The sequence below is a fragment of the Pusillimonas minor genome, assembly GCF_014237865.1.
GTDB lineage: Bacteria > Pseudomonadota > Gammaproteobacteria > Burkholderiales > Burkholderiaceae_B > Neopusillimonas > Neopusillimonas minor.
On the sequence record NZ_JACJUU010000010.1, the window covers coordinates 1 to 17,399 of the forward strand.

General features: G+C 49.5%; 16 protein-coding genes. All 16 read left to right on the top strand.

Annotated features, from left to right (window positions below; genetic code table 11):
- The first annotated feature begins 181 nt into the window (after positions 1 to 181).
- The 16 genes from GTU67_RS11645 (at position 182) to GTU67_RS11720 (ending at position 17,392) form a co-directional block, all read left to right on the top strand.
- On the top strand, positions 182 to 751 hold the full coding sequence (locus GTU67_RS11645) for a TRAP transporter substrate-binding protein (protein WP_346727021.1): 570 nt from the start codon (positions 182 to 184) through the stop codon (positions 749 to 751).
- Positions 752 to 885: 134 nt separating this feature from the next.
- On the top strand, positions 886 to 2,256 hold the full coding sequence (locus tag GTU67_RS11650) for an O-antigen ligase family protein (protein ID WP_185780240.1): 1,371 nt from the start codon (positions 886 to 888) through the stop codon (positions 2,254 to 2,256).
- Between the two features lie 135 nt (positions 2,257 to 2,391).
- A complete protein-coding gene (locus GTU67_RS11655; protein WP_185780241.1) occupies positions 2,392 to 3,327 on the top strand; it encodes a glycosyltransferase family 2 protein in 936 nt (311 codons plus the stop codon).
- A gap of 84 nt (positions 3,328 to 3,411) precedes the next feature.
- Positions 3,412 to 4,659 carry a hypothetical protein gene (locus tag GTU67_RS11660; protein WP_185780242.1) on the top strand — a complete coding sequence of 416 codons (1,248 nt, stop codon included), beginning with the start codon at positions 3,412 to 3,414 and terminating at the stop codon, positions 4,657 to 4,659.
- A gap of 19 nt (positions 4,660 to 4,678) precedes the next feature.
- Positions 4,679 to 5,449, top strand: coding sequence for a glycosyltransferase (locus GTU67_RS11665; protein WP_185780243.1), 771 nt, complete (start codon positions 4,679 to 4,681; stop codon positions 5,447 to 5,449).
- Positions 5,446 to 6,528, top strand: a complete 1,083-nt coding sequence (locus GTU67_RS11670) for a hypothetical protein (RefSeq protein WP_185780244.1) — start codon at positions 5,446 to 5,448, stop codon at positions 6,526 to 6,528. The genes GTU67_RS11665 and GTU67_RS11670 overlap by 4 nt, the downstream gene beginning before the upstream one ends.
- Complete coding sequence (locus tag GTU67_RS11675; RefSeq protein ID WP_185780245.1) at positions 6,525 to 7,628, top strand: glycosyltransferase; 1,104 nt, start codon at positions 6,525 to 6,527, stop codon at positions 7,626 to 7,628. The genes GTU67_RS11670 and GTU67_RS11675 overlap by 4 nt, the downstream gene beginning before the upstream one ends.
- Entirely contained in the window at positions 7,606 to 8,409 is an 804-nt protein-coding gene (locus GTU67_RS11680) for an FkbM family methyltransferase (RefSeq protein WP_185780246.1), read from the top strand. The genes GTU67_RS11675 and GTU67_RS11680 overlap by 23 nt, the downstream gene beginning before the upstream one ends.
- Before the next feature lie 183 nt (positions 8,410 to 8,592).
- Entirely contained in the window at positions 8,593 to 8,964 is a 372-nt protein-coding gene (locus tag GTU67_RS11685; protein WP_185780247.1) for a MarR family EPS-associated transcriptional regulator, read from the top strand.
- Positions 8,957 to 10,417: a mannose-1-phosphate guanylyltransferase/mannose-6-phosphate isomerase gene (locus GTU67_RS11690; RefSeq protein ID WP_185780248.1), complete on the top strand. Its 1,461-nt coding sequence runs from the start codon at positions 8,957 to 8,959 to the stop codon at positions 10,415 to 10,417. Before GTU67_RS11685 ends, GTU67_RS11690 begins: the two co-directional genes overlap by 8 nt.
- Positions 10,414 to 11,397, top strand: a complete 984-nt coding sequence (gene fcl / locus GTU67_RS11695) for a GDP-L-fucose synthase (protein ID WP_185780249.1) — start codon at positions 10,414 to 10,416, stop codon at positions 11,395 to 11,397. Before GTU67_RS11690 ends, fcl begins: the two co-directional genes overlap by 4 nt.
- 10 nt (positions 11,398 to 11,407) lie before the next feature.
- Positions 11,408 to 12,535, top strand: a complete 1,128-nt coding sequence (gmd, locus tag GTU67_RS11700) for a GDP-mannose 4,6-dehydratase (protein WP_185780250.1) — start codon at positions 11,408 to 11,410, stop codon at positions 12,533 to 12,535.
- An 11-nt stretch (positions 12,536 to 12,546) separates the two neighbouring features.
- The gene (locus GTU67_RS11705) at positions 12,547 to 14,328 is read left to right on the top strand and encodes an ABC transporter ATP-binding protein (protein WP_185780251.1); all 1,782 of its coding nucleotides are present in this window, start codon (positions 12,547 to 12,549) and stop codon (positions 14,326 to 14,328) included.
- 2 nt (positions 14,329 to 14,330) lie between these two features.
- On the top strand, positions 14,331 to 15,329 hold the full coding sequence (gene pseB / locus GTU67_RS11710; RefSeq protein ID WP_185780252.1) for a UDP-N-acetylglucosamine 4,6-dehydratase (inverting): 999 nt from the start codon (positions 14,331 to 14,333) through the stop codon (positions 15,327 to 15,329).
- A gap of 3 nt (positions 15,330 to 15,332) precedes the next feature.
- Positions 15,333 to 16,487: a UDP-4-amino-4,6-dideoxy-N-acetyl-beta-L-altrosamine transaminase gene (pseC, locus tag GTU67_RS11715; protein WP_185780253.1), complete on the top strand. Its 1,155-nt coding sequence runs from the start codon at positions 15,333 to 15,335 to the stop codon at positions 16,485 to 16,487.
- On the top strand, positions 16,484 to 17,392 hold the full coding sequence (locus tag GTU67_RS11720; RefSeq protein ID WP_185780254.1) for an aldo/keto reductase: 909 nt from the start codon (positions 16,484 to 16,486) through the stop codon (positions 17,390 to 17,392). Before pseC ends, GTU67_RS11720 begins: the two co-directional genes overlap by 4 nt.
- Positions 17,393 to 17,399 lie beyond the last annotated feature (7 nt).

Consider the following 17,399-nt stretch of genomic DNA (forward strand, 5'->3'; position numbering starts at 1 on the left):
CATGCTCTGTATCAGGCTGCTCGCGCCCATCACCCTGCACGCTGGTCGGGAAAAACGCGCAACTGGCAACCCATAGGCAGCGTCTGGCTGAATCCAGAAAAGGAAACGACCGTTATCCATGTGCATAGTGAACTAGAAGCAGCATGACTCATGTTCCAACTACATTGACAGACGCCGGTACATTTACGGCAATACTGCTTTTGCTACCAAGTTTCCCGGTAAAACACTGGCCGACTTCAACGGCAAAAAAGTACGTGTACTGGCCTCGCGCATTGAGCGCAAAGGCGCCGAGCTTATGGGGGCTACCGCCGTACCCGTTGACTTTAGCGAAATTGTGACCGCACTGCAGCAAGGCACCATTGACGGCATTAAAAGCTCTCCCCCGGCATTTACGTCGCTTAAGCTGTACAACATTGTCGACAATGTAACCGCCACAGAAGACGGCGTTATGGGCGAAGTAATGCTGGTAAGCAAGGTATGGTGGGACACCCTGCCTAAAGACCTGCAAAAAATCCTGAAAGAGGAAGCCATTGCCCTTGAGCCCGAACTGTACGACTTCGTTTTGCAAGACCAGGCCAATGCTTACAAACTTTGGGCAGAGCAGGGCGGTACCGTTTATAAATTGCCCGAGCAAGAACGCACCGAGCTGCTGGGTAAAATGAAAGCCGCCACCATTGAACTGATGAACGAAAACAAGGCCACCGCCGAAGCCATGAACATGACGCTTAAGGTGGCTGACCGGGTTAAATAATGCATTAACAAGCAGGTGGTTAAAGCAAATTCCGGCAGCGAGCCTAAAGGCCTGCTGCCGGAATTTGCTTTGGTTCTCTGCATGCGCGGTCATATGCCGACGTAACCAATAGGCAAATAGGTTTCCGGCTTACAATGGCCCATGTCTATCTTGCGAGCTTATTGACTAGTCTGCGCATTAGAATAGCCGCAGCACTCCGTCCGTCAAATACTTTCTTTGTCATGCTACCCAATCTGATCATAGCACTTTATGTGCTGCTTCCTATCACTCTGCTAACTAGTTACTCCCTGCCCAGTGGTGTGTTTTATGCTCTTGTTGCGTCCTGTTTGGCGTTGCTGGTGCAAATGCGTTTTGCCGGCGCTGCCCAGCAAACCTACCGTTACCGGTGGCTTATTGCCAGCTACAGCGTGTTGTTTCTAGCCGTGGCGGCGTCGTCTATTTATTACGGTGACTGGGCTGGGGCAAACAGCGAAGGAGCATTGCGATTATTTCTGGGGCTGTGGCTACTGATATTGACGCTACCGCATATTGATCAAATTAAATTACAAAATGCTTTATGGGGCCTGCTTGCGGCAGGCTTGGTTGCAGTTGGGATTCTTTCTTGGTTGATAGTTAGCACCGATGTAAGACCGTCAACTCCTGGGAGGATCCTTACCACTTATACAAGTATTATGCTGTTGTTAGGTGCGATTTCGGTGTTTTCATTGAAGTGGGATTTAACGGCAAGCTCGAAATTAGAGAAAGCAATCAAAATACTCATTGCGCTCGGTACTTTTATTTCGTTTCTCTTCTCCGATACGAGAACCGGGCTGTTGGGGTTGCCTATATTTGTACTAATAGCGTTAATTCTGTTCGTTGGCATAAAGAAGCCAAAACAAGTGGTTCTATTATTCAGCCTTTTAGTAGCATTATTAACCGTGGCAGTAAGTTCCAATGACTCACTACGCTCGCGCATAGCTCAAGGGATTCACGAGGTTGAAACTTGCCATTTAGAGGAAGGGCCGCACTACAGCTCAATGTGCATACGATTGCAGTTGTGGCGCTCGGCAATCGATGCTGGTGTGAATCATCCGTGGCTTGGTTTAGGAGACGGTGGGCGATACCCAGAGTATTTACAAACGGTTGCTGCAAAGAAAGGCTTGGTGGCACAAGGTGTAATTGCTGAAGGTTTTGGTGAGCCTCACAATGACTTGTTGCTGTATTTCGCTGGGTTTGGACTGCCAGGAATGATTGGTCTGCTGTTGGCCTACCTTGTGCCAGTATTTTATTTTCTACCTCGGTTGCTAAATGTTGATTCTAGTCCGAAAGCGAAGGCAGCTGCTGCTATGGGTTTAGCGGTTTGCTTGGGATTCTTGCTATTTGGACTAACGGAAACCATGTTTAGACGAATGAATACCGTTGGATTTTACGTCGCTTTAGTTGCATTGTTTATGACTTTGTCAGGTGATAAGGTCGAATACAGTAACTCTTCGCGGCAACGGTCCGGAGGCCGTGAGACGGTTTAATGTACGTTAGAGTGCTAGCAGTTATTCATACAAATTGAATAGTTCGACTGACTTCTTAGGTTTTTATAGTCGTTGCCTTTGCGTTAGGCCGAACAAGTCATTAAATAAGAGTGTTTGCTAAGAAATTGAATTTTTATGTCACATGCTAACGGTTCCTGCACGCAAGCCACACTTAATCAGCGTCGTCATACAGATGTAAAGGAACCGAAAATTACCATAGCTCTGCCGGTGTTCAATGGTGGGCAAGACTTGAAGCTAGCTGTCTGCTCAGTTTTGTGGCAAACCTTTGAAGACTGGCGTTTGTTAATACTTGACGACGGGTCCACAGATCACGCCCTGGATGCAATTGCAAATTTGAATGACCCTAGAATAGTCATAATTCGTGACGGATTAAATAAGGGGATATCGGCCAGGCTTAATCAGGCGATCAGCTTGGCGGACAGCGAATATTTCGCGAGAATGGATGCTGACGATATTTGTCATCCGGAGCGGTTGGAAAAGCAGATCAATTTCTTAGAAGCTAATAAGAGCGTGGATTTGTTGGCAACGAAATGTATAACAATAAATGAGAGCGAAGAAATAATAGGTTATATAAGTCCGCCAATTGCACACGATGAGATTTGTCGGCGCCCTTGGCGCGGGTTCTATATGCCGCATCCCACCTGGATGGGGAGGCTGTCTTGGTTCAAGAGAAACAAATATAAAGAACCGGCGCCTTATTGTTGCGAAGATAACGAGTTATTGTTGCGAGCGAGTCAAGAAAGTGTTTACTGCGCATTACCTGAAGCTCTGTTGGCATATAGAGTGAGAAGTGTAACGCCATACAAAAAATTACTTAGAACTAGACTCTCAATGTTGAGAACGCAAATTTCATATTTTTATAAGCGAAGTGACCTTAGTTGCTTGTTGCTTTCGAGCATTACTGCCTTAGCTAAGATAATAAAAGATATTCATCTTTTTAGATGTGCAGTATTTGTGGCCGGGAGGCGTCCTTCGGAAAACGGCTCTAAGAATATTGAGTGGAAAAATCTGATAGTTAAGCTAAAAAAAGGTGAGGCTCCGAAAAATTAACAGTTTTATATGATTTGAAATTTACCTTAATTTTTAATTTTTTAATTAATATTGGAATCCTCAAGAAAGAAGTCGCTGCTGTTTATGGCCACCAATCTCGCGGGAAAGGGGGCGGCTGCATTTGCTCAAATATATTCCATATTTGTGTTCACAAATATTCACTCTGCACGAGAAGCGTCGCTGTTGTTCGTGCTTCTGGGTTATGCAATATGGATACAAGTTTTTGAATTTGGCTTTTCGCAAGCGTTACAGAACAGGCGTAATACACGGGATATAACATCATCAGATGCTTATCTTTTTGCGTTTGCTCATTACCTTCTGGTGATGCTGGTTGCTATTGGCATTTACCTCTTTTCTGGCCCCACTGACCTTCTCTTTCCGGGCGCGACAGGTCATGCCGAGCTTGCCGCATTTTCGCTAGGCATAGCGTTAATGCTTTTGGCTACAAACAATTTGCTGGTTCAACGGCTTATGTTGGTACAAGGCTTGGGGCACGTAGCCAATCTATTATTGTTTCTGCAGGCTGTGCTATCAATTTCCGGGTTGTATATTTATTCTAGTTATTGGGAGCCTAAGTTAAGTCGATCAATTTTGGTCTATTTACTGCCACCATTGATTGTGTATTTTCCAGTCTTGATCAGTTGCTCGGTACGAGCGCTGCCTAGTTTTAGGTTCATCAAGCCAAAAATCAAGCTAATGCTCAAAGACTCGTTTCTATATTGGGGGCTTGGTGTTTTGTCTTCGATTTTTCTTGGTGCGGATTACATATTTGTTGCGCACTTCCTCCCTGCCGAAGAGGCTGTCGCTTATCACTTTTCTGTAAGATTTTTCTTTATTTCTTATGTGGCATATTTTGCTTATATTCAGCATCAGGCAAAATTTATAACTAGGGCCTCGCTAACTGGTCGTAATGAAATTAAAAGAGCTGTTTTTGAGTCTATTTTGATAGGGCTGATTTCGGTGTTGTTGGTCGCGATAAGCGTCTTTAGCCTCGACTATTATGGTATCTTTCATTATGTAACAAACCAGGTGGTACTGGTTAATACTATTTTTTTTGCTGCCACTTTTTACTTTTCAATTAGAGTTTTTAGAGATATTGGGTTGGTGGTGCTGTTGAATATGGGTATGAAAATTGCCTTATATAAGTTGTATGCTTTTGAGGTCTTTTTTGGTATTCCTATGTTATATCTCTTGACTAAAGAGCTATCTGGGCTTGGGATTTTTATTGCAATGGGGTTGACCGTGCTGATTAGTACCGTGGGAATATATTATTCGCTTCACTTGCTATTGAATAAAAAGTTTAGTGCAGATACGTCTGCACTAGTTGAGTAATGTGAGGCAGGAAGTGTATTTGCTAACTATTGTAACTGTTTGTTATAACGATGTGGCGCGACTAAAGAAGACGGTAAATAGTTTGCACCTTTTTTACGGCGATATGCGCTATGAACATGTAGTAATGGATGGTGGCTCAACCGATATCCCGCATTCTTTGTTAAGCAAGCTTAGGCAGCATAAAAACTTTAAGTTCTATAGTGGCAAGGATGCCGGAATTTATGATGCGATGAACAAGGGTGCAATGATGGCCTCGGGTGAGTATCTGTTATTCCTTAATTGTGGCGACATGATCGCCGCAGCTCCGGAGGGTTTGGCGGCTATCCTCACTGAAAAAGTTGCATTCCTTAAGTCAGACATTGCAGCATTTCCGTATGCTTTGGATGGCCATTCTCCTGCGGTTGGCGTTACCGTTTCTCCACGTCTATCTATACATAAGTTGCCAACATCTCATCAGGGTATGATATTTAAGCGTGGCTTTGTGTTAGACGAACCGTATTGCACTAAGTATAAAATTGCCGGCGACTATGATTTGTACTTGCGTGCTGATCAGTCGAAAATTTTAGTGTTGAACACAGAGTGGCCTTTGTGCGTATTAGAGGCGCACGGCGTCGCTTCTGGGAACCCCTATTTGGCTTATAAAGAGTACTTGGCAATTGCGCGCTCACGATTGAGAGGCCTAGAAAGGGTGCTAGCTGTGGCTCGGATTATTGTGCGAGGTTGCCTGGCTGTGGTAGCAAAAACGTTACTGCCAAGAAGATGGGTAGATAAAGTAAGAGGAAGGTCATGAATTTCGAGAAGTTTTCAAAATATGAAGTAAGTTGGCCTTCAGCACTTGTTTATATAATTATTATTAAACTTTTCGGTGCATTTTTCGCAACTGAAGTTTTCTCTAGATTCTCACCTTTGATTGATGCAAATTATTATTTGCAGGGTTTCTATTACGATGATGCTGCGCTCAGAACGCGATTAATTCAGCATATCGTTGGTTTATTGAGTTACACGGGTGGTGATTTTTTTTCCCACTTTATGTTCGGCCTGGTTTCTTCAGTAGGAATTTTTTACTTCTATTTTTCTGGTGGTCGTGGCTGGCTAGTAATGAGTGCACTGCTTTTTCCAAGTGCTCTAATTTGGACATCAATAATTAGTAAGGAAGCAATATATTTTGGATTTTTTTCGCTTTCTTTAGTTATCTGGTCTCGGTTCTGTATTGATAAGTTATCGCGGATAGATTATTTTTTGTTGGCTATTGCTGTAGTCGTATGTGGCTTGCTCAGGCCCCACTACACAGTTGCAATTTTCTGGCTGTTTGGTAGTGCCTTTTTGCTAAAAAAAATTGGATGGAAATCGGCGTTTATTTTGGCAGCCACTATGGCGGTATTTGCTGTTTGCGTTTATTTTACCGTGTGGGATTCTTTGCTGTTGCGCGGGTTTGGGGGTATCGAGCCTACGGCTCGTTCAAGTCGATTTGAGGAGTTTGGCATTTCGCAAGATACGGGCAGCGGATTTGAGCGTTATAAGAGCTTAGTACCTTTGGGTGTGCTGTATGGCGTGGTTGGGCCCATGCCTGGCGAGGTTGTTAATCGAATCGAATTTGCGCCATTCTTTGTTGAAGGTGTTTTAATCATGTTTGCACCTTTGTTAGCAATGTTGCTGGTGCGTAAACTCAACGTCAATTTTAAGTTAAGGTATTTCTTGTATTTTGTTATATGTATCATTCCTTGCTGTTTGTTGTTAATGGTTTTACACGCGCCCTTTGGGCTGATGAATCCTGGTTCGGCGGTTCGTTGGCGAGTGAACTTTGAAGCGGCATTTTATCTTGCGCCCATGCTGCTTTATCTTCAATTTAAGGATGCCCCGTCGTCGTGAAGATACTGCACTTTCATCCAGATGGTCGAATGGCTGCGAAATTCGTAGACCCGCTCGTTGATGCCGAGCGTAAGTTTGGTTTCACGGCAAGGTTAATCACGTCGATTCGCTCATCAAAGACGAGTGATCAAGCGATTCCTTATGATCTCTCCCTTCGAAACTTGCTGTTGTTGCCAGTTTCTTTCTTTAGGATATGCGGTGTAATTTTAAAATATCGTCCTGATATTTTAATTAGTCATAACACTAAATCTTCGATTTTGCCTCTGTTTGCTGGGTGGCTGCTAAGGGTCAAATCTCGAGTTTATTATAACCATGGTGTGCCGTATATTGGTTACCAAGGCGTATTAAGGGTAATTTTAAGGCTATTCGAGCGCGTTAATTGTTTTCTGGCGACGGATGTCGTTACGATCTCGGGCGATATGGTTAGCTTGCTAAAAAATGTGAGTTCCAGTATATCGCCTAAAGTTATAAATAATGGGTCCGCTTGTGGGTTGGATTTGAGCGTTTATTCACCGCTAATATATAAAAACTCTTCTTGGAGGGCTGATAATAATATTAAGGACGCAGACTTGGTCGTGGTCTTTGTGGGCAGGCCCGAAAGACGCAAGGGTTTCGAGTTGGCCTTGCGAATCTGGGTAGAGAACTTTAAAAGCCCGCATTTTAAATTGGTTTTGTGCGGTCCAGATGTTTCAGATGTATTGAAGTATTTGCCTAAGGTGCCTTCTAATATTTTGTGTAAAGGTTTTGTTGACAATATTCCCGAAGTGTTGTCGGCCTCGGATGTTTTAATACTGCCTAGCTTGCACGAGGGGCTTTCTTACGCATGTATGGAGGCCCAGGCTTGTGGGGCTGTTGTTGTTGCAAACAAAATCGATGGTGTGCGTTCGATAGTGCAGGACGGTGTTTCAGGTTACTTGGTTGAGAATAACTTGGCTGCTGCGTATGTGAAAATAATTAATAATATTAATGATAATAGAAAATCTATGTCGGTGGTTAAAAATAACGCATATATTAGCGTTCAAAAATATGCCAGGGAAAGTTTCATTTCTTTTTATTTAGATTATATTTCGACGCTTAGTGGGAAAAGGCGCCGATCCTGATGTTGGTCGTATTATTATGAAAAAATTTTATAAATCATTTTCGGTCGCTGGGTTTGGTTTGCTGCGTCAGCGTCATCTAGAGCAACTCGAGAAAATTGAGGCCGATGCGATAGGGCTTCTTCGTGAGCTCGCGGTTCGTCACGGTGCTTCAATATCCAATATAAAGTCGCAACTTGGGCAAGACCTTTTTGCTTTGTTCCAGTTGGGCTGGAAGCGAAATGGTTTTTTTGTGGAATTTGGAGCGACAGATGGCGTGTTGCTTAGCAACACTTATCTTCTAGAGAAAGACTTTGGCTGGACGGGGATACTGTCCGAGCCGGCAAAAGTTTGGCACAACGATCTACAACAAAACAGGACTGCTAGTCTAGACTTTGATTGTGTGTGGGTGGAAACGGGTAAAGAAATGCAGTTCTCGGTTGTCGAGGATGCTGAGCTCTCTACCTTAAAGGATTATGTTGGGTCCGATAGCCATTCGGCGTCGCGTAAGGCTGCATTAACGGACACGGTGCGTACGGTGTCCTTGTGCGATTTGCTTGAGCGACATAATGCCCCAAAGTCAATCGATTATTTGTCAGTAGATACCGAGGGCAGCGAGTACGAAATTCTTAGGGCGTTTGACTTCCAGCGTTACACCGTATCGGTGATAACCTGCGAGCACAATTTTATGCCTAACCGTGAGAAAGTTCACGCGCTATTGGTTTCTAATGGCTTTGTTAGAGTGTACGAGGGGCTTTCGAGGTGGGATGATTGGTACATCAACACGCAGCATTTTAATGGGTGATCTTGCGGTCTCGCGTTTGGCCGTATAATTGTTCAACTTCGAACAAATAAAAAAGCTTGTTACACTCCTTGCCCAGTTGGAATATAGGCTTTCTTTATTGCATAAGCGCGCTTGCCGATCGTGATACGGCACGGCGGTAGCGTGTCTAAAGCGGTGCGCTGCTAACCCGACAAACTTGATATTTTGCCAAGCCGCCAAGCCCAACAGCAAGAAGACACCACGTTTCGTGTGCTTCGCATTTTAGAGCAGCAGCCCGAACTTAGTCAGCGTGAGCTGGCCAAGCAGTTGGGTGTGAGCGCCAGCGGTGTGAATTATTGTCTTAAAGCGCTAGTTGAAAAAGGCTGGGTAAAAGTACAAAACTTTTCTCAATCTAAAAATAAGTTGGGCTATGCATACGTTCTTACGCCTTCGGGCGTGGCGCACAGGGCTGGCCTTACGGGTAGGTTTTTGAAACGTAAAATGCAGGAATACGAAGCCCTAAGGGCAGAGATTGAGGCGCTTAAGTCTGAGCCCAGTGTGGCACAGCTGGCAGAGGGCGCTAAACAACATGATTAATATTGTTCCCGTTATTCTTTGCGGTGGTTCGGGTACGCGCCTTTGGCCGCTTTCGCGTGCGGGTTTCCCTAAGCAGTTCCTATGCCTCACCGGTAACAATAGCCTGTTTCAGCAGGCTGCGCAGCGGCTTTCTGGTTTAGGGCAAACGCACCGACTGTCTCCGCTGTTGTTGGTCTGTAATGAAGAACACCGCTTCTTAGCAGCGGAACAATTGCGCGAAGCGGGCTTGGCGCTAGGTGCTGCCTTACTCGAGCCTATTGGGCGAAATACTGCCCCGGCGCTGACTTTAGCCGCTTTGTCGGCCCTGCAAAGTGGGCAAGACCCCGTCATGGTTGTGACCCCCGCCGATCAGGCTATTACTGATGATCATTCCTTTACAGAAGCGATTGGTTTGGCTGTTGCCAGGGCCGCCCAAGATGAGATTGTGATTTTAGGTATAACGCCCGACCGTCCCGAAACGGGTTACGGTTATATCCATGCCGTACCCGCGCAAACGCCACACTCGGATGGCGGACAGCAAAGCGTTCTTCAAGTTCAGCGTTTTGTTGAAAAGCCTGACGCAGAAACCGCTCAGAGTTACCTTGAGAAAGGTGGCTACTATTGGAATGCGGGCATGTTTGTGCTGAAAGCTTCGGTTTGGTTAAAGGCCTTAACGCAGTTTCGGCCTGATATTTTACGGGCCACAGAAGAGGCTTGGGAGCAGGGCAGTGCAGATGGGGCATTTGTTCGCCCACATAAAGACTTGTTCGATACTATTCCGGCCGAGTCCATTGACTATGCGGTAATTGAGCATTGCCCTGGTACGGTACCAATAAGTATGGTACCCCTTAACGCGGGTTGGAGTGACTTGGGTGCTTGGGATGCGGTTTGGAATGTGTTGCCCAAAGATGAAAATGGCAACGCATATGCGGGCGATGTGTTAACGGCCAATAGTCGCAATACACTTGTCCACGCAAGCAGCCGCTTGGTTGGGGTGGTGGGTGTTGACGACCTTATTGTGGTAGAAACGCCCGACGCAGTATTGGTGGCGCATCGCAATCAAAGTCAGCAAGTAAAAAACATTGTTAATCAACTAGATGCCCAGGGTCGCGAAGAGCATACCTTGCATCGCAAGGTGCACCGCCCCTGGGGGTGGTACGACAGTGTGGATGAAGGTGGCCGTTTTAAAGTAAAGCGTATACAAGTGAATCCAAAAGCCAGCTTAAGCTTGCAAAAGCATCATCACCGGGCAGAGCATTGGGTGGTGGTAAGTGGTACCGCCGAAATTACTTGCGGCGAACAAATTGTGCTGCTTACCGAGAACCAGTCCACTTACATTCCGTTGGGCGAGGTGCATCGGCTGGCCAACCCCGGCAATATTCCACTAGAAATCATCGAAGTACAGTCAGGTAGCTACTTGGGTGAAGACGATATCGTCCGTTTGGAAGACGATTATGGGCGTGGTAAAGAATGAGCATCCCAGCGAAAATTTATGTTGCCGGTCATCGTGGCATGGTCGGTTCGGCCATTGTTCGCCAGTTGTTGGCCTCTGGCCACCCGGCCGAGCGTATTGTGACCCGCAGCCATGCGGAGTTGGACCTTACAGACCAGGCTGCAGTGCGTGCTTTCTTTGCTGTTGAACAACCTGATCAGGTTTACTTGGCTGCGGCTAAAGTGGGCGGCATCCATGCCAATAACACTTATCCTGCCGAATTCATTTATCAGAACTTGATGATGCAGGCTAACGTTATTGATACGGCCTTTCGAAACGGGGTGAAAAAGCTGTTGTTTCTTGGCTCTAGTTGCATTTATCCCAAGATGGCTCCACAACCCATGCGTGAAGACGCTTTGCTCACCGGCACCCTGGAGTCCACCAACGAGCCGTACGCCATCGCTAAAATTGCCGGCATAAAGCTATGCGAAAGCTATAACCGTCAGTACGGCAATAGCCACGGGGTGGACTACCGCAGCGTTATGCCTACCAATCTTTATGGTCCGGGTGATAACTATCACCCGGAGAACTCCCACGTAATTCCTGCTTTGATCCGTCGCTTCCATGAGGGCAGGGTCAACAATTCACCTACAGTGATCATCTGGGGTACAGGTACCCCACGTCGCGAATTTCTGTATGTCGACGATATGGCCGCCGCCTGCGTGCATGTCATGAGCCTGCCCAAGGTCAGCTACGAGCAGCATACTCAGCCTATGCTCAGTCACATCAACGTGGGTTGCGGGCACGACATCACTATCAGGGAGTTAGCCGAAACGATTGCCGGGGTTATTGGTTACCAAGGCGAAATCCAATTCGATCCTGACAGGCCCGACGGCACCCCGAGAAAACTTATGGATAGCGCCCGTCTCCATGCGTTAGGCTGGGAAGGGCAGGTAGGGTTAGAGGTGGGATTAGAAATGGCCTACCACGACTTTTTAGCCCGTTGTGCAGAAGATAATTGAAGGAAGAGCAGTGTCTACTTTACCCAGAGTTGCCCTAATTACCGGTATTACAGGCCAAGATGGCTCGTATCTCGCTGAGTTTTTGCTAGAAAAAGGCTACATTGTTCACGGCATTAAGCGTCGCGCCAGCTCATTTAACACCCAACGGGTGGATCACATTTATCAAGATCCGCACGTTGATAATGCTCGGTTTAAGCTGCATTATGGCGATTTAAGTGATACCAGTAATCTCGTACGCATTATCCAGGAGACTCAGCCTGATGAGATCTATAACCTAGGCGCCCAAAGCCATGTGGCCGTGTCGTTTGAGGCCCCCGAGTACACCGCCGACGTGGACGCGATTGGCACCTTGCGCCTGCTTGAGGCTATCCGCATCCTTGGTCTGGAAAAGAAAACTCGCTTCTATCAGGCCTCTACCTCCGAGCTGTATGGCCTCGTACAGGAAACTCCGCAGAAGGAAACCACCCCTTTCTATCCACGCAGCCCCTACGCCGTAGCGAAGCTGTACGCCTACTGGATTGTGGTGAACTACCGCGAAGCCTATGGCCTGTATGCCTGTAACGGGATTCTATTCAACCACGAAAGTCCGCGCCGTGGCGAAACCTTCGTCACCCGCAAAATTACCCGGGGCTTGGCCAATATTGCTCAGGGGCTCGAAGCATGCCTGTACATGGGTAACCTCGACGCCCTGCGCGACTGGGGTCACGCGAAAGATTACGTACGCATGCAATGGATGATGTTGCAGCAAGACCAACCCGAAGATTTTGTTATTGCTACAGGCCATCAGTACAGCGTAAGGCAGTTTATTGACTGGACTGCGGCCGAACTAGGTGTCACCTTGCAGTTTCAGGGTGAAGGGGTAAACGAGGTTGCTGTGGTTACTCATATCCAAGGAGACAAGGCGCCGGCACTCAAGTTGGGACAAGTAATAGTTAAGGTTGACCCACGCTACTTTCGACCTACCGAGGTGGAAACTCTGCTGGGTGACCCAGGCAAAGCAAAGCAAAAACTTGGTTGGGAGCCGGAAATCACAGTTCAGGAAATGTGCAGCGAGATGGTTGCCCACGATCTAGAAGCAGCCAGAAGGCACGCTTTGCTAAAGCAGCACGGCTACAAAGTTCAGGTGAGTCTCGAGTAGGGTGCGGCGCAATGCTGCGGCAGAAAACACTCTTTCAATCGATTGCCAGTCTATGGGGCCACCTACAAAGGCGCCGCCAGATCCAGTTTTTTATGCTCCTGGTGATGATGCTGCTGTCCTCTATGGCGGAAATGCTTAGCATAGGGGCAGTTGTTCCCTTCCTGAGTGCGTTAGTCAATCCCGAGAAGGTTTTCAACCATGTTTCGGCGCGGTCGTTTATCGTCCTCTTCAGCATTGACCGTCCGCAGGATATATTGTTTCCGTTAACTGCCATTTTCTGTGTGGCTGCGCTTGTCGCTGGGCTTTTTCGGTTGGCGCTTTTGTACGCAATTACACGGTTTTCTTTTATGGTTGGTGCTGATTTCAGTATTGATGTTTACCGTCGTACGCTCTACCAACCATATTCGGTTCACAGTCGCCGAAACAGCAGCGAAATCATTAACGGCATCACGGGCAAAGTCGCGATGTTGGTTGGCAGTGTTCTTATGCCGCTACTGACGTTGACCAGCTCGACCATTTTGTTGGTAGGTGTGTTGTGGATGCTGCTGCTGATCGACCCTGTAATTGCGCTCGTTGCCGGGTCAAGTTTCGGATTTCTTTACGTGATTACGGCATTGATTTCGCGGCGCAGTCTGCGTGAGAACAGCGAATGCATTGCGCGCGAGTCTACGCGCGTGATCAAGGCGTTACAGGAGGGGTTGGGCGGCATCCGCGACGTGTTGGTTGATGGGACGCAGGAGGCTTATTGCGTCATCTATCGCAATGCAGATTTGCCATTGCGCCGTGCCCAGGGGCGTAATGCTTTTGTCAGCGCCAGTCCGCGCTACATCATGGAGATGCTTGGCATGATCATGATCGCTGTGCTGGCTTATAACATGGCCCAGAGCGAAGGCGGCGTGGGTGCTGCGCTGCCTGTACTGGGTGCGTTGGCGCTAGGTGCGCAGCGCCTGTTGCCAGTGTTGCAGCAGGGCTACAATGCACTTGCCACGATTTTCGGCGCAGAGGCATCGATGCGCGATGGGCTAGAATTACTTGCCCAACCAATGCCCAAGCAATTCGGCGACAAACTTGCTCCACCTTTGCCCTTTACTCGCGCCATCCGACTAGAGGGCATTAGCTTTCGTTACTCTGCTGATAGTGCCTGGATCTTACGCGATGTGAATCTCGAAATCCCCAAAGGCAAGCGGGTGGGCTTTGTAGGCACTACCGGCGCCGGCAAGAGCACTCTACTGGACATGTTGATGTCTCTGCTGACGCCGAGTGAGGGTGTGATGCTTATCGATGGGCAGGCTGTTGGCGAGCATAACTATCGCAATTGGCAGGCGCATATCGCGCATGTGCCGCAGAGCATTTATCTGTCTGACAGCAGTGTCGCAGAAAATATCGCTTTCGGGTTGCCGCGTAAGGAGATTGATCCGGAGCGTGTGCGTCAGGCTGCGAAACAGGCCCAGATCGACGACGTTATTGAAAGCTTGCCTGAGAAGTACCAGACTACGGTGGGCGAGCGCGGCGTGCGTATGTCTGGTGGGCAGCGCCAACGTATTGGCATTGCGCGAGCGCTTTACAAGCGTGCAGATGTGATTATTTTTGATGAAGCCACTAGCGCACTTGATAACGAAACAGAGAACGCAGTCATGCAGGCCATAGATTCGTTGAGTCCGGACTTAACCATTCTGATCGTAGCGCACAGAACTACCACACTACAGAAGTGCGACTTCATTGTCGAGATCGACAATGGTCGTATATTGCGAATTGGCTCGTACCAAGAAATTGCTAACGATTCACAGGCATAAGAATGCTAAATAATTCCTCCATCCTGGTGACAGGCGGAACCGGATCCTTCGGGCATACCTTTGTGCCCATGACGCTTGCCAAATACAACCCTCGTCGTCTGGTGATTTTTTCGCGCGACGAAATGAAGCAGTGGGAGATGGCGAAGCTTTATGGTGATGACGAACGGGTGCGTTTTTTCATCGGCGATGTGCGAGATAAGGACAGACTGGTGCGTGCCCTCGACGGCATTGACTATGTTGTTCATGCTGCGGCGACCAAGATCGTGCCCACGGCAGAATACAACCCATTTGAGTGCATAAAAACCAACATTATCGGTGCAATGAATTTGATCGATGCCTGCATTGACAGCCGCGTCAAAAGAGTGATTGCGCTCTCCACTGATAAGGCTAGCAGCCCGGCCAACCTTTACGGTGCTACCAAGCTAGCATCCGATAAGCTTTTTGTTGCTGGTAATTCCTACGCGGGTGGACACGACACCCGATTTGCCGTTGTGCGCTATGGCAACGTGATGGGCTCACGTGGTTCTGTTATTCCGTTTTTTGCTAGTCTGGCCAGTAAGCGCAGCCTGCCAATCACCGACGAGCGTATGACCCGTTTCATGATTACCCTCGAGCAGGGGGTGGAACTCGTGTGGCACGCTTTTGAGGATATGGTCGGTGGTGAGATTTACGTAAAGAAAATTCCGTCTATGAATATTCTAGACATCGCACGTGCTATCGCGCCAGATGCCAAACATGAAATCATCGGCATTCGTCCCGGCGAAAAGCTTCATGAGCAGATGATCGGCATCGAAGATGCGCTCTATTCATACGAGTATGCCCGCCACTTCAAGATCCTGCCGGCCATTCATGGCTGGAGCAATGATCCCGCTCGCATTAAAGATGGCGTGCGGGTCGGCCCGGACTTCACCTATTGCTCGGACAATAACTCTGAGTGGATGGGCGTGGAGACTCTGCGGCGCTGGATCGAGCAGAACAGAACGAAGATTGGTGCCATCTAAGCCATGATTCCCTACGGCCGTCAAGATATTACCCAGGATGACATCGACGCCGTTGTCGCCGTCTTGCGATCGAATTTCCTCACGCAGGGTCCGCAGGTGCCACGCTTTGAGGCGAAGCTGGCGGCCTATTGCGGCGGTGCCTATGCCGTGGCTGTGAACAGTGCTACCTCGGCCCTGCACGTCGCCTGCTTAGCCCTAGGTCTTGGCGAAGGCGACTGGCTATGGACCACGCCGAATACTTTCGTGGCTTCGGCCAATTGCGCGCTCTATTGCGGCGCGCAGGTCGATTTTGTCGATATCGACCCGCATAGCTGGAACATGTGTCCGCAGGCGCTGGCGAAGAAGTTGGCGGTGGCGGAGAAGGCAGGCAGGTTGCCAAGAATCGTCGTGCCGGTGCACCTGTGCGGCACCTCGTGCGACATGCTGGCGATCCACGAGCTCGGCCAGCGCTACGGCTTCAAGATCATCGAGGATGCTTCGCATGCGATCGGTGCGCGCTACCGCGGTGAGCCTGTGGGCAATTGCCGCCATAGCGACATCACCGTGTTCAGCTTCCATCCAGTGAAGATCGTCACCACGGCCGAGGGCGGCGCCACGCTGACCAATCGGGCGGACCTGGCCGAGAAGATGGCCCTGTTGCGAAGCCACGGCATCACGCGCGACCCCAGGCTGATGAGCAAAGCGCCGGATGGCCCTTGGTATTACGAGCAGGTAGGCCTCGGCTTCAACTATCGCATGACCGAGCTGCATGCGGTGCTGGGCGTAAGCCAGATGGACCGGCTGGACGAGTACGTTTCCCGCCGTCACGAAATCGCCACCCGCTACGACGAGCTGTTGGCGGGGCTGCCCCTGCGCATTCAGCAGCGCGCCGACTACTCGGCGCTGCATCTGTACGTGATCCGCCTCAATCTCGAAGAGATAAAGAAGTCGCACCGCGAAGTGTTCGTCGCCCTGCGCGAGCGCGGTGTTGGCGTGAACCTGCATTACATCCCTGTGCATACCCAGCCCTACTATCGTGCGATGGGTTTTGCCGAGGGTGATTTTCCCGAGGCCGAGCGCTATTACAGCGAAGCGATCAGCCTGCCCATGTACCCCGGCCTCACCGAAGCGGATTTGCTCAAGGTGGCCGGCGCACTGAAGGAAGCGATCCAGGGATGAACGCCGACCCGCAAGCCATGGCCGTAGGCAGCGGCGCCCAGCGCCTGGCGCTGGGCACGGTGCAGTTCGGCGTGCCCTATGGCGTGGCCAACACCGGCGGCCAGGTGCCACTGGAAACGGCGCGGGCCATGGTGCAATTCGCCCGCACGAACGGTATCGATACTCTGGACACGGCTATCGGCTACGGCGAGAGCGAGCAGGTGCTGGGCAGCATCGGCATGGAGGACCTCAAGGTGGTGAGCAAGCTGCTGCCGCTCCCGGCCTCCGTCGCCGATGCCCACGCCTGGGCGTTGAGCAAAGCCGAAGCCTCACTGGCGCGCCTCGGCGTAAAGCAACTGCACGGTCTGCTGCTGCACCGGTCTTCCGACCTGTCCGGCCCGCAGGGCGCAGCACTTTACGCCGCCATGCGTGAATTGCAGCAAGCAGGCAAGGTTCGCAAGATCGGCATGTCGATCTACGCATCCACCGAGCTTGACGCGTATTACGGCACTTATGCCTTCGACCTGATCCAGGCGCCGTTCAATCTAATAGATTATCGTCTCGCTAGCAGCGGTTGGCTCAGCCGCTTGAAGGAGCAGGGTTGCGAGGTGCATGTGCGCTCCGCCTTCCTGCAAGGCCTGCTGCTGATGCCTCGCAACGCCATTCCCGCCAAATTCGCGCCGTGGAGTGCGCTGTGGGACCGCTGGCATGCCTGGCTCGCCGAGCATGATACGGACGCGGTGCGGGCCTGTCTAGCCTATCCGCTGTCCTTTCCGGAAATCGATCGCGTCGTAGTGGGTGCGCTCGATGTGACCCAGTTGCGGCAAATCACACTGGCTGTTGGAGACGCACTCGCCGCTTCTCTTCCTGACCTTGCCTGCGAAGATGAGCATCTGATCAACCCTGCCAAATGGCTGGCTCTGTAAGGCCGCA